We start from the raw sequence: 14,625 nt of genomic DNA, 5'->3' as shown, positions 1-14,625 counted from the left end.
CGCTCTGGAATCAGCACTCTGACACGACTCTCGCGACCGAACCGCCATTGATCAACAGGAGCCGCGCAATGCCCGCCACCGTTCTGGTACTGGTTGAAACCATCAATGACTATCTGCCGATTCTCGAGCATCAGGGTTTTCACCTGATCCTCGCGCCAACCCCCGCCGAACGGGCGCAAGCCATCGCCACCCATGGCTCGCGAATCGACGCCGTACTGACCCGAGGCCCACTGGGCCTGACCGCCGATGAAATCGCAGCCCTGCCGATCCTGAAGATCATCACCGTGATCGGTGCCGGGTATGAACACGTTGACCTGCAGGCGGCCAGCGACCGCGGGATCACCGTGACCAACGGCGCTGGAGTCAACGCCTCGTCGGTGGCCGACCACGCGATGGCGATGCTGCTGGCATTGGTGCGCGACATTCCGCGCTGCGACGCCGCCGTGCGCCGGGGTGAGTGGCCGAAAATCATGCGCCCGTCGCTGGCCAATAAACGCCTGGGGATTCTCGGCCTGGGCGCGGTGGGCATGGCGATTGCCAAGCGCGCCCACCTCGGTTTTGACATGCAGATCAGTTACCACAACCGCCAGGTTCGCAGCGATGTGCCATACGCATTCTGTTCGACGCCGACCGAACTGGCGCGGGCCGCGGATTTTCTGATCGTTGCCACGCCCGGCGGCATCGGTACCCAGCATCTGGTAACCCGCCCGGTGCTCGACGCATTGGGCCCGAAAGGTTTCATCGTCAATATTGCAAGGGCCAGCGTGATCGCCACTGCCGACCTGATCATCGCCCTTGAGCAACGGCGGATTGCCGGCGCTGCACTGGATGTGTTCGATCACGAACCGCAGGTACCGGATGCGCTGAAAATCTTGAACAACGTGATTCTTACGCCGCACGTTGCGGGGCTGTCACCGGAAGCCACCCGAGGCACGGTAGAACTGGTAGGGAAAAACCTCGTGGCGTTCTTTTCCGGTCAGCCGGTGCTGACGCCGATTGCGCTGCCGCCGCGCCTGGGCAATCAGCGGGTGCACTAAAGCACCCCGAGCAAGGTCCACAAACGCCGCGATTCGGCGTCCGCCGAGATCAACTCGCCGAGTAACTCACTCAACGGTTTATTGCCCCACTCCACCCCGCGACGAATCAGATACGGCACAGGGCTGTGCGGTTCGGTGCGGGCCAGGTACTCGGCAATCAGCAGCAGTTGTCGGTAAGCCTCTTCACGACTGGCCGGCTCGCGAAACGCTTGCGCAGCCGGCGCCTCTGCATCCGGTTGCGCCACGGCGACAGGAACCTCAACCAACGCAGGTGGCGGTGCCGGCTGTTGTGGGTGCATGGCAATGAACTCCTGAACCAGCGTCAGCAACGCTTGAATGGTTTCCTGCAACGGGCGAAATCCCGGCCCCTGCTCACCCAGATACGCATCGCTCCAGGCGTCCAGCCGCTGCAGATGCTGCAGGCTCAGCAGCAGATTGCCCTGCATGCGCAACCAGAACGCCATGGGTGTAACGCGGATCTGGTCGCCGAGTTTCTTCTGTTCGTTGCGCGCGGTGTCAGCCGAAGTCTTGGCGTTTTTGCTGTCGTTGGCCTTGACCTGCTGCACCTGCAAGCGGCGCCAGACGTCCAGGGTGTAGACCTCGAAATCACTGCTGTGCGCGCCGAACAGCGGCACCCGCGTCAGCAGAACTTCACTGTAGCGGCGCACCAGCCATTCCAGCGGAATCACCCGCCACGACTGGTCGCCGTCCTCGGCTTGCGGGTGCACTTGCTCGGGGTAGCGCTCGCACAGGCCGGCGATCAGCGCGAGGCTGCCGGGCAAGCCGTCCAGTGCTTGCAGATGCAGCCACGCCTCGCCCAGCCACGCGGCAAGCATCAGATCTTTGCTGCGCTCCAGCAGCAGCGTCGTGGTGAGCGCTTCCACGTCCGGCCAGTTCGCCCGCTTGATCGCCGACTGCCAGACCCCGGTCGGCAGGCTGGTGTCATCCTCGCGGCGCAAGTCACGCAACTGGTCGTACTCGCGCTCATAGCGCAAATCCACCCCACAGGGTTGCTCGACGCTGATGGGCGCCAGCAACTGCTCGATCAGGTCCGGCAAAGTCGTCGATGGCAGGCTCACAGCCCCTCCTCTTTACGCACGTCCAGGGCGGCGGTGGCGCCGGTCAGTTGATACGGCGAACGCGGTGCACGGGTCGGCAACGGCGGAATCGCCAGCGGCAGTTTCGAACCCTGACTCATCAGCGACAGGCGCACGAACATCCGCGTGAATTCGCTGGTGACGCTGTCGGTCGCCGCCGTCACCGGCAGGCGCAGCGCCAGTGGAAAGTCGGTGTAATCGAGGTTTGGCTGACGCTGCACGGAAAAATGCGCACGCATCAGCCGCAGTAACGACCAGGGGCCGCCGTACTCCCAACCGGCCTCCATGTCGCGCACCACCAGGTTCGGTTGCAGCGGGTCGTTGACCGGGCGCTCCTTGCCGTTACGCGCCCAGCGCAAGGTCAGGCGAATCGGCTGGCCGACCATCCAGCGCAGGTTCGGCTGTTCGGCACCGGGGTAGTTGATCTGCTGATTACCCGCCAGCAGGCCCCAGGCAATCACCTGATCGGCCCCCCTTTCTTCCTCGCGATCGGTGCGCCAGCGCACGTCGAGCTCAACCCCGAGAATGCCGCTCTTGTCACGCACGAACAGCGGCGTCAGCCACACGCTGGCCTGCTTCAGGCGATTGAGAAAATCTTCGGCGGCCAACCGCTCCGGCGTCTGGCTCAGGACCAGTCCGGCCTGGGCGACCGCCAGACGCTTGTCGACGATTTCCAGAAAGTGCTGGACCCGTGCCGGGTCGGCATCTTGCGCCTGCACACCGTTGGCAAATGGAAAGCGATCCGCCAGATATTGGTTGAAGTAGGTCGCCAGCTCGTTCCACGCCGCCGCAGCCTGCTGCTGTTGCAGGAACTGGCAGCGCTGCATGGCGCTCTGTTGCAACTCCACCGCGCGCATCGCCAGAGTGCCACGGCCACCGGCGATGTTGGCCGACTGCAACAGCTGCACGCAGGTGCCGGTGTCCATCTCGACAAAGTCACGGCTGACCAGTTGCTCGATCTGCGCGGGCGAGCTGGCCGGGTTGGCGTCCTTGTACTTGAGCAGTTCGTCGTTGAGCGCGCTGAACTGGGTCACTCGTTCGTAATCGATCGCCGACAGATTGCCCTGCTGCGTCATCAGCCACTGCAACGCCGAGGTGCGCCGCTCGGTGATGCCGAGCATGGTATTGAATTGCTGCTTGAGGCTCAGCTTCAGGTCCTGCACATCACTGGCGCCGTACAGCTGCAGACCGAGGTTTTTCGAGCCGTCCCACTGGCTGATTTCGGTACGACCGCCGAACAACGGCTGCGCGGTGATTTCCTCCAGGCCGCTGACGATCTGCGCCAACGCCCGCCGGTTCAACGCCCCCTGCAGGCGCGACGCCAGATCGCTGCGATGCACCTCGACGAAGGCTTTCTGCAGGGCCATCGCCTGCTCTGCCTGCACGTTGAACACGGCGTAAGGATGAGTCTGATCGTTGTGATCCTTGAGGCTCAGCCACATCGCCTGAGCGGCGGCGCTTTCAGCGGCCTGCAGCAAGGCTTCGCGATACGCCGGCGGGATGCGCGGCAACTCTTCGGCGACATAACTCTTGTAGCTGGCGAAATAGCTGAGCGAGGTATTGAGGTCGTCACCGTCGACCGTCTGGCCCTGCAGGTTGACGTTGTCCTGGCTGGCGCGCATCGCAACCGACACGAAGTCGCGCTTGAACAGCGCCTGCACCGCGTTGTTGAGCTTGACCACCTGCTCCTGCAACGCCAGTTGCCCGCTGCCCTGCTGCACCAGCAAGTTACCGCGCGAACCGACCTGGGCAATCCACTGATCGCGAAAGCTCTGTTGCAGCTTGCTCGCCTGCTGATCCAGTTGCTGCTCGACCGCCGGCCCGAGCAATGAACTCTTGCGCACCTTGTCGAGGAAATCGCGATAGCCCGGCACCAGTTCCTGGCCCTTGCCGCGACTCCAGGTCGAATTGGTCAGGGCAATGGCCGCTTGCAGATCGTCGATCAGTGCGCGCAGATCCTCCAGCTCGCTCAGGCTGTTACCACTGCCCGCCTCCAATTGCTCAAGATGCAGCTTGAGGTAACCGGCCTTGCTGACGAAGTTGTCGGCGAGGAAATACTGATCGAGCCAACGCTCCATCATCCCGGTGAAGTTGCTGACGATCAGCGGCCGGTCCACGCTCAGGTCCAGCGCCTGCAACTCGCCGCTGTCGCCCGCCGCCAGCAGCCGATTGTAGTAAGCGGCGTGGGGCAAGGTGGCGGCGTTGAGGTTCAGTGACAGCGCACTGTTGCTCAGTTGCACCAGATCATCCAGCGGCACCCGCTGGTTATTCTGCACTTCACCGAACAGCTGGTTCTGTTGCTCAAGACGCAGCGCGCGATCCACCAGGTCGCTCGCTTTCTGATAGTTCTGCCACTGCGCCGGGTCTTCGCTTTCCACACTGTTGCGTCGGTCGGTGCTGCGGATTGCCTTGATTTTCGCCAGTTCCGCGACCAGCAGGTCGTGCAGCGGTACCAGCATGTGGCGCTGGGTGGAGCGAAACAGCTCCTGCTCCAGCCAGGTGTCGAAGGAGGAAAACCACGAGCTCGGAAACACCAGCGACGCGTAATGCCAGTGCGGGGCTTTTTCCAGCACCCGCCAGAAGCTCTGCACGTTGCGCCGGGTCGGCTCGATCCGGTGCGCCTCGTCGGTGACCGCGACATAACTCTTCTGCGCGCCCTGCATCAGCCGCGCCAGTTCGTGAGCATCGCGCACCGCATCGCGCCAGATCCAGACCATCGCCACCGCCCACACCACCCCGACCACCAGCGCGACACCGGCGGTGATCCGCTGCCAACGCTGGCGCAAACGCAACAGACGCGGCACGCCCTGGGCCAGGCCCCGTTCGCCCACCAGTCGCTCGCGCCACAACGGACGCACGAACGCACTGCGCTGCAAGCCGCTGTCGTCCGCAGAAAAACCGTCCAGCGCATCTTCCGACGGCTGATTGGCGGTCAGATACACGCCGCGAAAACACGGCGCCTCACCTTGGGCATTACCCTGGAATACCGGCTCGAGCACATTCTGCAAGCTGCGACGCAATGTCTCCAGGCGCTCCGGCAAGGCATACAGGTCGGCACTCAAGTGCCCGGACAACGTACCGATTTCGATCACCGCTTCTGACACCGCGCGGTGTAGGCAATCCAGCGCCTGATCGCTCCACTGGCCCTGCCACACCGCGTCGCGGGCGTAGGGTGACGACCAGCCCAGGGTGCGCTCGCGAACTTCGTCGGGCAGTGCGCTGATCAGTTCCTGAAACCCGGGCAACTCCTCAAGGCCGGTGATGATCACGTACACCGGCACACTCAAGCCGAAACGTTGCAACAGGTCGATGAAGCGGCGGCGCGCCGCCAGACCGAGCTGGGTGGCCTGCTCCAGATTGCCCAGACGATTGGCCGGTACGGTCCAGATCACCCCGTCCAGCGGGCGTTTGCTGCGCAGACGCAACATCAGCCCGAGCAGACGCCACCAGCCGCCACGCTGCAGGTGCATGCCGTCTTCGGGCAGGAACAACGCCTGCGGCACCACCAGCACCGCACCTTCGGGATCGGACCACCAGCGACCGAACCACGCCGGTTTGTCGGTTGGCTGCAAACGCCATTCGCTGACCAGTTGCGTGCCCTGGGCTTCATCGCCGAGCAACAGCAGCCATGGCAACTGATAACGATCGTGACTGCCCTGTTCTTGCTCCATGTGCCGCACCGCAGCATAAAAGCTGCGAATTGCCGCCCCGCTCTGGGTGCGCAACCACCACACGGCTAAGGCGATGATCACCAGCAGCAACAGCAGCGCGACGCCCCACGCGACCATCGACAGGACGCTCATGAGTCTTGCTCCGCCGTGACCGCCGGATCGCTGATTTGCAGCACAGGCTCCAGCTCCGAGCGAATGTCACGCCAGAAAAACTGCCCGAGGCCGGTCAGCAGCAGCACCATCGCGACAATGCCCAGCGCCAGCCGAAAACCGTCCGGCAAAGCGCTACGCACCGGCAGTTGCAGCGGCGCGACCCGTGAGGGCTGCAGCAGCCGCTGGCTGACATCGGCGTAACTGGCGTCGTCCTGCCAGGCAAAATTGAACAACGCCAGACGCCATTTTTCCAGCTGCGCCTGGCTGTGCTCGCCGCGCAGACGACCGTGGAAGCCGAGGATCAGGCACTGCAGATAGACGTTGGCCAGATCACGGCTGGTGGGTTGCTGTTCGTCGAGCAGCGTCTGAATCGCCGCCGGCAGTTGCTCGCCGGCCTGCCGACTGGCGTACAGCCGCGACTCCAGCGGCTTGTCCTGCCAGGCGGCCTGTCCGGGCCAGGGCGTAAACAGCAGCGTTTCATCGACCAGTGCGACAAACGCGTAAACCAGCGCCTTGACCTGTTCAGTCGCTGAATCGCCGACCCGCGAATACGCCGTGCGCCACAACCGTTGCGAAGCCTGGGTCGACAACTCGACCACGGTGTCCACCAGCGCCGCTTCGTCTTCGCTGTCCTTGGGCAACTGGCTCCAGTCCACTTGCCATTGTTGCCAGGTCTGGCGGAACGCGCTGCTCAGCGGTGCGTCCTGCAACCCCAGGCTTGCGGCACTTCCTTGGGACATACGGCGTTCCTTGTGTGATCAGGCACTTTCGCTGTTCTGGGCGACAAACAGCACCACTTGCCAGGGACTGCTGGTCAGCTTCGCGGCGGGCGCGGCGATCATCAGCGGCAGTTGCGCGTCGAACCACGCCCCTTGGGCAGTGACCACGAACAGCCGCGTGTCCTCACCGACGCTATATGCCACCTGCTCGCTGCGACTCATCGCCTGATGCGTCAGACCGCTCATGCGCTGGCGGCTGAGCAAGGCGATGTGCGGCGCCGAAGCGATGATTGCGCCCCGCAGCCAGTCACCGGCGGCCTGCTCGCTGGCACCGTTGGGCATGCGCAGGCCGATCACCAGTCGCTGGCTCGGTTGCTCATCGGGCAACTGAATGGAGAAGCTCTGCTCACCGCGTTCGAACGGCAGGCTGCGATAACCGGCACGGATCAGTTCGAGGGTGGTTTCCAGCCATTGCAGCACCGCGTCGTAACCGCGCTGCAGCTCCAGAAAATCCAGCGGCGCGAACGCCGGCACCCCGGCCAGCGGATCGAGTGCCGACCATGCGCCGGCCAGGCCCAGCAGTTGCACATACACACTCTGCGGATGGGCGATGCGGCTGTTGAGCGCGCCTTCGACTTCCGGCAGGCGTGCCCACAACGCGGTCAATTGCCGGCGAATCTCCAGCGCATCGTCCTGATTGCCGGCCTGTTGCGCCTGACGCAGACGGCCGCCGAGGAACATGCATTTCTCCCGGGCCCGCGCGCATAGCCCGGCGACACGCCGGCCCAATGGCGCGTCGGGCAACAGCACCGGAGTTGGCGGTGTATAGGCCAATGGCAGGAAACCACCACCTTCCTTGCGGACTTTCAACAGCGGCAGACAGATCGAATCGGCCCTGTTCGCTTGCGTGCACAGGCGCGGATTGGGCCGCCACACGGTGATCGATTCCGGGAATTCGCCACTGGTAAGATCCGGCAATGCCTCGCCGACCACCGACTGCAAACGCCCCTTGAGCGGCAGCAGTTGCCCGGCGCGCCACAACGGGCTGATCGCCAGGTACACCGTGACGGTGGCATCGTCGGTGGCGCTGATTGCCGCGCTGACATCCAGCTCCAGCATCGACCCGCTGCCGGCTTGCAGATTCACCGGCAAACCGTCGGGCATCGTTCCCTGCAACGACAGCAGCCGCACCACGCCACCGCTCAGCGCCGAAGGGTCGAAATCCATGTGGCTGACGCCCCAGAACCACGGATTGCAGGCTTGCGCCAGGTGCGCGCCGAGGGCTTCGGCTCGCAGGCCCTGCAACTGAAAATGCTGGGGCAGCAATTGCATGCCTTCGTGCCAGCAGACCGCGTCAGGTAGCAGACTCATACGACTCCCTTCGACTGCACCGCGAACCGGCGGCGGACGGTGTGTTTCAGTTTTCCTTGCTGACCAGGCTCATCTCGCGACTGTCGAACTTGAGCCACGCTTCGCTCTGATCGTCCAGCCGCAAGCGGTGTGCTCCGGGTGTGTTATAGCTGGCGAAGACCAAAAGTCCAGCGGCCTTCTTGCCCCCCAGCGGGAACGGTTGGCGGTCGATGAATTGCCCCGGCACCAGCTCCACACCCCACACACTCATCAGCTGACGATAGTCGCGCTGATACTGCTCGCGCTCGGCAAACCACTGGCTGGCACTGATGCCTGACAGTTGCTTGAGCAGGTCCGGGTCGTTGACCGCGATGAAGTCCACGGCAATCGGCGTGTCGTCATTGGCCTTGGGCGCGACGTCGAGGGTCAGGCTGTCGAGATCCACTTTCGGCCCGAACAGGGAACACCCGGTCAGCAGCGCCAACAAAAACGCTACAAAAAATCGTCCGCACAAAATGAATTTTCCTTTTCCCGTGGCAGTCCAAAATCGTTTTTGCTTGCTTTTTTATAGACCTGTTCTAGCGTCTTGGGTAGTTCGGTTCCTGCAGCCGAATGAGGAAGGTTTGTCAAAGGAACGACAGGTCATCTGCCACCCTTTCTAACCTACGGTCCAGTAAGGGAAAGCGATGAACGGGCCTCCCCGATGCATTGCGCCCGCCTTCGCATCGGAGTCAACCACCATGGCAGAAAGTACTCAGCACAAGCTCGACCGGGTTCGCCCGCCCCGAGTGCAAATCACCTACGACGTCGAAATCGGCGATGCCATCGAGAAAAAGGAATTGCCGCTGGTGGTCGGGATCCTCGCCGACCTCTCGGGCAAGCCGCTCGAACCATTGGCAAAACTGAATGAACGGCGTTTTACCGAAATCGACCGCGACAACTTCAACGAAGTGCTCGCCTCGATCGGTCCACGTGCGACCTTGCAGGTCAACAACACCCTCAGCGGCGACGACAGCAAGCTCAACATCGAACTCAACTTCAAACACATCGACGACTTCGACCCGGTCAGGGTGGTGGAGCAAGTCACCCCGTTGCGTCGCCTGTTCGAGGCACGCCAGCGCCTGCGCGATCTGCTGACCAAACTCGATGGCAACGATGACCTGGACAAACTGCTGCGCGACGTCATCGCCAACACCGAAGGTCTGCAGGAAATCAAGTCGGCTCGCCCGGACACCGCTACCCCGGCCGCTGACGCCGAGGCTCCGGCCGAACCGCAAGCCTGATCATCCACCTAACGAGGGGAGAATTCGCCATGCCCGCCGCCGCCCAGAATCAAGCCAGCGACAATGCTGCAGCCGAAACCTTATCCCTGCTCGACCGAATCATCGCCGAGGGCCGCATGGCCCACGATGACAGTCAGCAGGACTACGCCCGCGACATGCTCGCGGAGTTCGCCACCCAGGTACTTGACGAAGGCATGGCCATCGACAAGGACACCGTGGCGATGATCAACGACCGCATCAGCCAGATCGACGAACTGATCAGTGCCCAGCTCAACGAGGTGCTGCACCACCCCGACCTGCAGAAACTCGAAGCGTCCTGGCGTGGCCTGCACATGCTGGTGCAGAACACCGAAACCAGTACTCGCCTCAAGTTGCGCCTGCTCAACGTCACGCAGAAAGAGTTGCAGAACGACCTGGAAAAAGCCGTCGAATTCGACCAGAGCGCGCTGTTCAAGAAGATTTATGAAGAGGAATACGGCACCTTCGGCGGGCATCCGTTCAGCCTGCTGGTGGGTGACTACACCTTCGGCCGGCACCCGCAGGACATCGGCCTGCTGGAGAAACTGTCGAACGTCGCCGCCGCCGCCCACGCCCCGTTCATCGCTGCCGCCAGCCCGCGTCTGTTCGACATGAACAGCTTCACCGAACTGGCCGTACCTCGTGACCTGTCGAAAGTCTTCGAGAGCCAGGAGCTGATCAAGTGGCGCTCGTTCCGCGAGAGCGAAGACTCGCGCTACGTCTCGCTGGTGCTGCCGCACTTCCTGCTGCGCCTGCCTTATGGCCCCGAAACCTCGCCGGTCGAGGGCATCAATTACGTTGAAGACACCAACGGCACCGACCACAGCAAATACCTGTGGGGCAACGCCGCGTGGGCGCTGTCGCAACGCATCACCGAAGCCTTTGCCAAGTACGGCTGGTGCGCGGCAATCCGTGGCGCGGAAGGCGGCGGCGCGGTTGAAGGCTTGCCGGCGCACACTTTCCGTACCAGCTCCGGTGACTTGTCGCTCAAGTGCCCGACCGAAGTGGCGATCACCGACCGCCGCGAGAAAGAACTCAACGACCTCGGTTTCATCGCCCTGTGCCACAAGAAGAACAGCGACATCGCGGTGTTCTTCGGCGGCCAGACCACCAACAAGTCCAAGCTCTACAACACCAACGAAGCCAACGCCAACGCGCGGATCTCGGCGATGTTGCCGTACGTGCTCGCGGCCTCGCGTTTCGCCCACTACCTGAAGGTGATCATGCGCGACAAGGTCGGCAGTTTCATGACCCGCGACAACGTGCAGACCTACCTCAACAACTGGATCGCCGACTACGTGCTGATCAACGACAACGCGCCGCAGGAAATCAAGGCGCAGTACCCGTTGCGCGAAGCTCGCGTGGATGTCACCGAAGTCGCCGGCAAACCCGGTGCCTATCGAGCGACCGTGTTCCTGCGGCCGCACTTCCAGCTGGAAGAACTGACGGCATCGATCCGCCTGGTCGCCACCCTGCCGCCTCCGGTAGCAGCCTGACCTGCCTGCGCCCGCAGGATTTTCCTGCGGGTGCTCCCCCGTTTGTCTAGCGCGATAACCTTCAGGAGTTTCAAGCGATGGATGCAATCATTCTCGACCTCGGCGGCGACATCAAAGGTGACAGCCTGCTCGAGGGTTACAAGGACAAGATCGAGGTCATGTCCTACAGCCACAACGTGGCGATGCAGGTGACCAACGACGTCAGCAACTCGGAGCGTACATCCGGCCGGCCGCACATCGGTGAATTTACCCTGACCAAATTCATCGACAGCTCGACCCCGTCCCTCAACGAGTATTGCTGCGCCGGCAAGCCGATCCCGGAAGCCAAGATCACCATCGGTCGCAACGCCGCCGAAGGCAGCGGGCAGATCATGCCGTTCATCATCTACACCCTGACCAATGTGGTGATCTCCAACGTCAGCGTCAGCGGCGGCACCGGCGGCAAACCGGTGGAAACGCTTTCCCTGAACTTCACCAAGATCAAATGGGAACTCACGGCGCAAAAAGACGACGGTACCAAGGAAGGTACGGCCGGCACGGTCTGGGACCTGGCGGCGAACAAGGCCAGCAAGTAACCGGACGCCCTCGCCATGGCAGGCACCGGGATACGTGCACCACTGTTCGAACGCCTCGCCTGGAGCGAGGCCGACGAACCGCCGGTGTTCGATCGGCAGGATTTGCTCGACTCGGTGCACACCGAGCTCGGGCGCCTGTTCAACACCCGCCGTGGCCCGCGCACACTGACGGTGCCCCCCAGCGTGATCGACTACGGCATCGCCGACTGGAGCGCGCTGCAACAGCAACGCAGCGATGACCGCCGTCGCCTGGCGCGGGACATTCGCGAGGCCATCACCCATTTCGAACCACGCCTGCTGCTGGGCGAGGTTCAGGTCAATCCCCTCCCCGAACAGCCACAGCGATTGAGCATCCGCCTGCTCGGCCAATTGCGCAGCGGCGCGCAGCACTGGCCGGTGGCATTTGTCATCGAGCCCGGCAACGAAGGGCTGGAGGTGCGCCATGAGCGACTCGATTGACCCGCAACTGCTCGACTATTACCAACGCGAACTGACCTGGTTGCGTCACGCTGGCAGCCAGTTTGCCGAACGCTATCCGAAGGTCGCGCGGCGGCTGGAACTGTCTCCCGGCGAATGCCCGGACCCACACGTCGAGCGCTTGCTCGAAGGCTTCGCCCTGCTCGCGGCGCGTCTGCAACGACGCCTGGATGACGACTACGCCGAGTTCAGCGACGCCTTGCTGGAACAACTCTATCCATTGGCCGTACGCCCATTGCCATCCTGCGCCATCGTGCAGTTCGAGCCTGACCCGAGCAAAGGCAAACTCGACGGCGGCTATCCCCTGCCCCGGGACACGCCGCTATTCGTCACCACCAGCAAGGGCGAAAGCATTCACTTTCGCACAAGTGCCGCCGCGCGGCTGTGGCCGATCCAAGTGACTGAAGCACTGTTGCTCGGCAGTGATGAAGCCCAGGCGTTGACCGGTGTGGCGCAGTCTCGTTCGGCATTGCGCCTGAGTCTGCGTTGCCTTGGCGAAAGCCAATGGTCTGAGCTGGAGATCGAAAGTTTACGCATTCACCTGGCTGCCTCACCGGTAATCAACGCCGGGCTCTATGATTTGCTCGGTGCCCATGCGGTGCAGGTGCTCGCAGGTTCACCGGGGAGTATTCCGGCGAAGGTGAAGGGACTGCCGCAGATCGTCGGGTTCGCTGACGACGAAGTGCTGCTGCCGGACGAGGACGGCGTACACCCGGGCATGCGCCTACTGGCAGAGTACTTTACGTTTCCCGAGAAATTTCATTTCTTCGACCTGCCACTCGGCGGTGTTTCCAGCGACAGCCAGACGCTCTACCTCTACATCGTTTTCGACCGTGCACCGGCCGGCCGATTGCACTTGCAGGCCAGCGACATCGCCTTGGGCTGTGCGCCAGTGATCAATCTGTTCCCGCGCACCTCCGAGCCGTTGCGCCCCGACGGCACCCGCAGCGAGTACCGACTGGTCGCCGACAGCCACCGGGAAAACAGTGTCGAAATCCACAGCATCCGCAGCATGCGCGCCAGCTCCAGCGCCGGCGTGCAACGCCTGCCGGCCTATTACGGCAGTCAGCACAGCGGCGGCGATCAACAGCGTTACTGGCATTCGCGGCGCGTCAGTGGCCAGTCGCCGAACCGACTCGGCAGCGATCTGTTGGTCAGCGTGGTCGACACCCGTTTTGAACCGCAAACCGATCTGCCCGACTACAGCCTCACGGCCGAGCTGCTGTGCACTAATCGGCATCTGGCCCAGAGTCTGCCGGCCGGTACGCCACTGGGATTCGAGCGGCCGGGCCCGGTGGCGTGGGCGCGCCTGCGCAATCCGCCGAGCCCGCAGAGTCTGCCGCGACTGGACGGCGATTCACGCTGGCGGCTGGTGTCGCAACTGACCCTCAATCATCTGTCGCTGGTCGAAGGACCGCAGGCGCTGGATGCGCTGAAAGAAATTCTGCATCTGCATAACCTGCGCGATGAAGCCAGCGCCCTGCGCCAGATCGAAGGTTTGCTGAGCCTCGCTTGCGAGCGGGTGATCGGCCACGTCGGCGCCGATGCCTGGCGTGGCTGGCGCAACGGACTTGAAGTGCAATTACAGCTTGATCCGCAACATTTCGTCGGCAGCAGCGCGGTGCTGTTCTCGGCGGTGCTGGCGCAATTCTTTTCGGTGTACGCCACAGCTAATCGCTTTGTGCGCACGGTGCTCATGCAGGCAGACAAGGAGATCAAGGCATGGCAACCCCAAGCCGGCATGCCCCTGTCGCTCTGACGCTGGGCCAGCGACTGCGCCGCGATCCGCAGGCGTTCGAGTGGTTGCAGGCGTTGCTGTTGCTGGAGCGCGAACAGCCGCAGGCCGATTCCCTGGGTTCAGGCACGTCCCCGCAGGCCGAAGCCTTAAAGCTGCGCGGACCATTGACGCCGGTGTTCGCCGCCAGCCAGATCGAAAGCCTTGAGGAAAAACCGGGGGAACCGCTGACCCTGAATACACCGATGTTCGGCCTCGGCGGACCCGACGGCCCACTGCCCTACGCCTATCAGGAATGGTTGCAACAACGGGCCAGGGCCAAGGATCACGCGCCCGCCGAGTTCCTCGATCTGTTCCAGCATCGGCTGCTCAGCCTGCTCTACAAGGTGATGCGCAAACACCGTATCGCCCTCGGGTTTACTACGCCCGGTGCTTCGCCGGTGCAGGCGCAATTGCGGGCGTTGACCGGGTTGTTGCCCAAATCCCTGCAAGAACGCCAGGCGATTCCCGACTGCGCGGTTCTGGCCTGCACCGCGTTGTACGCCGATGGCCGCCGGTCATTGGCAGGGTTCGCGGCGATTGTCCGCGAGCAGTTTTCCGTGCCGGTGGAGCTGAACGCCTATGAAGGCGCATGGCGTGAGATTCCGGCTGCCAGCCGCAGCGTCATGAAGGCTGGCGGGCGCAATCTGCAACTCGGTCGCACTGCGGTCGCCGGCACTCGGGTCTGGGATGAGCACGCCGGAATTCGCCTGACACTAGGGCCATTGTCCTCGGCGCAGGCCGGGCGCTTTTTGCCGGACGGCGAAGCGCACCCGGCACTGGCGAGCCTGGCCGCGCTGTATTTCGGCCCGGATCTGGACGTGAAACTGGTGATGTTGGTGCGTGGTGCCGGGCCGATGAAACTCGGTCGCCAGGCCCCGGCCCTGCTGAGCTGGAACGGCGGATTGCAACGGCAGGCCAGCCTCACCGTGCAGCGCATTGAAACCCGCCTTCGTCAGCTGGAGATCACCTGAA

The 14,625-nt window shown here is 63.1% G+C and carries 12 protein-coding genes; 7 read left to right on the top strand and 5 right to left on the bottom strand.

Features of this window, described 5'->3' with window-relative positions; translation table 11 throughout:
• Positions 1-68 precede the first annotated feature (68 nt).
• Entirely contained in the window at positions 69-1,037 is a 969-nt protein-coding gene (locus U862_RS0116800; protein ID WP_025111461.1) for a 2-hydroxyacid dehydrogenase, read from the top strand.
• Here U862_RS0116800 and tssA read toward each other — a convergent pair.
• Genes tssA through U862_RS0116775 form a run of 5 tightly spaced genes read right to left on the bottom strand, consistent with a single transcriptional unit; the run spans position 1,034 to position 8,541 of the window.
• A complete protein-coding gene (tssA, locus tag U862_RS0116795) occupies positions 1,034-2,116 on the bottom strand; it encodes a type VI secretion system protein TssA (RefSeq protein ID WP_025111460.1) in 1,083 nt (360 codons plus the stop codon). The genes U862_RS0116800 and tssA overlap by 4 nt on opposite strands.
• Positions 2,113-5,937 carry a type VI secretion protein IcmF/TssM N-terminal domain-containing protein gene (locus tag U862_RS0116790; RefSeq protein WP_025111459.1) on the bottom strand — a complete coding sequence of 1,275 codons (3,825 nt, stop codon included), beginning with the start codon at positions 5,935-5,937 and terminating at the stop codon, positions 2,113-2,115. The genes tssA and U862_RS0116790 overlap by 4 nt, the downstream gene beginning before the upstream one ends.
• Positions 5,934-6,698 carry a DotU/TssL family secretion system protein gene (locus tag U862_RS0116785; RefSeq protein WP_025111458.1) on the bottom strand — a complete coding sequence of 255 codons (765 nt, stop codon included), beginning with the start codon at positions 6,696-6,698 and terminating at the stop codon, positions 5,934-5,936. Before U862_RS0116785 ends, U862_RS0116790 begins: the two co-directional genes overlap by 4 nt.
• Before the next feature lie 18 nt (positions 6,699-6,716).
• Positions 6,717-8,048 carry a type VI secretion system baseplate subunit TssK gene (gene tssK, locus U862_RS0116780; RefSeq protein WP_025111457.1) on the bottom strand — a complete coding sequence of 444 codons (1,332 nt, stop codon included), beginning with the start codon at positions 8,046-8,048 and terminating at the stop codon, positions 6,717-6,719.
• 46 nt (positions 8,049-8,094) lie between these two features.
• Positions 8,095-8,541: a hypothetical protein gene (locus U862_RS0116775; RefSeq protein ID WP_025111456.1), complete on the bottom strand. Its 447-nt coding sequence runs from the start codon at positions 8,539-8,541 to the stop codon at positions 8,095-8,097.
• Between the two features lie 226 nt (positions 8,542-8,767).
• Between U862_RS0116775 and tssB the strand changes: the two genes are divergently transcribed.
• The 6 genes from tssB (at position 8,768) to tssG (ending at position 14,624) form a co-directional block, all read left to right on the top strand.
• Positions 8,768-9,310: a type VI secretion system contractile sheath small subunit gene (gene tssB / locus U862_RS0116770; RefSeq protein WP_025111455.1), complete on the top strand. Its 543-nt coding sequence runs from the start codon at positions 8,768-8,770 to the stop codon at positions 9,308-9,310.
• A 29-nt stretch (positions 9,311-9,339) separates the two neighbouring features.
• Positions 9,340-10,824, top strand: coding sequence for a type VI secretion system contractile sheath large subunit (gene tssC, locus U862_RS0116765; protein WP_025111454.1), 1,485 nt, complete (start codon positions 9,340-9,342; stop codon positions 10,822-10,824).
• Positions 10,825-10,901: 77 nt separating this feature from the next.
• Positions 10,902-11,399: an Hcp family type VI secretion system effector gene (locus tag U862_RS0116760; protein ID WP_025111453.1), complete on the top strand. Its 498-nt coding sequence runs from the start codon at positions 10,902-10,904 to the stop codon at positions 11,397-11,399.
• A gap of 15 nt (positions 11,400-11,414) precedes the next feature.
• Positions 11,415-11,858 carry a type VI secretion system baseplate subunit TssE gene (gene tssE / locus U862_RS0116755; protein ID WP_025111452.1) on the top strand — a complete coding sequence of 148 codons (444 nt, stop codon included), beginning with the start codon at positions 11,415-11,417 and terminating at the stop codon, positions 11,856-11,858.
• Entirely contained in the window at positions 11,842-13,635 is a 1,794-nt protein-coding gene (gene tssF, locus U862_RS0116750; RefSeq protein WP_025111451.1) for a type VI secretion system baseplate subunit TssF, read from the top strand. The genes tssE and tssF overlap by 17 nt, the downstream gene beginning before the upstream one ends.
• Positions 13,599-14,624: a type VI secretion system baseplate subunit TssG gene (tssG, locus tag U862_RS0116745; RefSeq protein ID WP_025111450.1), complete on the top strand. Its 1,026-nt coding sequence runs from the start codon at positions 13,599-13,601 to the stop codon at positions 14,622-14,624. The genes tssF and tssG overlap by 37 nt, the downstream gene beginning before the upstream one ends.
• Position 14,625: the final 1 nt, after the last annotated feature.

Source organism: Pseudomonas sp. H1h (assembly GCF_000633255.1).
Taxonomy (GTDB): Bacteria; Pseudomonadota; Gammaproteobacteria; order Pseudomonadales; family Pseudomonadaceae; genus Aquipseudomonas.
Note: the sequence above shows the minus strand (reverse complement) of the source record. Positions and strands in the feature narration are given on the sequence as shown.

What these genes read in the sequence shown, in the direction of transcription:
- U862_RS0116800 (WP_025111461.1), top strand. Translation starts at nt 69, where the DNA reads ATGCCCGCCACCGTTCTGGTACTGGTTGAAACCATCAATGACTATCTG.
- U862_RS0116790 (WP_025111459.1), bottom strand. Translation starts at nt 5,937, where the DNA reads ATGAGCGTCCTGTCGATGGTCGCGTGGGGCGTCGCGCTGCTGTTGCTG.
- U862_RS0116785 (WP_025111458.1), bottom strand. Translation starts at nt 6,698, where the DNA reads ATGTCCCAAGGAAGTGCCGCAAGCCTGGGGTTGCAGGACGCACCGCTG.
- tssK (WP_025111457.1), bottom strand. Translation starts at nt 8,048, where the DNA reads ATGAGTCTGCTACCTGACGCGGTCTGCTGGCACGAAGGCATGCAATTG.
- tssB (WP_025111455.1), top strand. Translation starts at nt 8,768, where the DNA reads ATGGCAGAAAGTACTCAGCACAAGCTCGACCGGGTTCGCCCGCCCCGA.
- tssC (WP_025111454.1), top strand. Translation starts at nt 9,340, where the DNA reads ATGCCCGCCGCCGCCCAGAATCAAGCCAGCGACAATGCTGCAGCCGAA.
- U862_RS0116760 (WP_025111453.1), top strand. Translation starts at nt 10,902, where the DNA reads ATGGATGCAATCATTCTCGACCTCGGCGGCGACATCAAAGGTGACAGC.
- tssE (WP_025111452.1), top strand. Translation starts at nt 11,415, where the DNA reads ATGGCAGGCACCGGGATACGTGCACCACTGTTCGAACGCCTCGCCTGG.
- tssF (WP_025111451.1), top strand. Translation starts at nt 11,842, where the DNA reads ATGAGCGACTCGATTGACCCGCAACTGCTCGACTATTACCAACGCGAA.
- tssG (WP_025111450.1), top strand. Translation starts at nt 13,599, where the DNA reads ATGGCAACCCCAAGCCGGCATGCCCCTGTCGCTCTGACGCTGGGCCAG.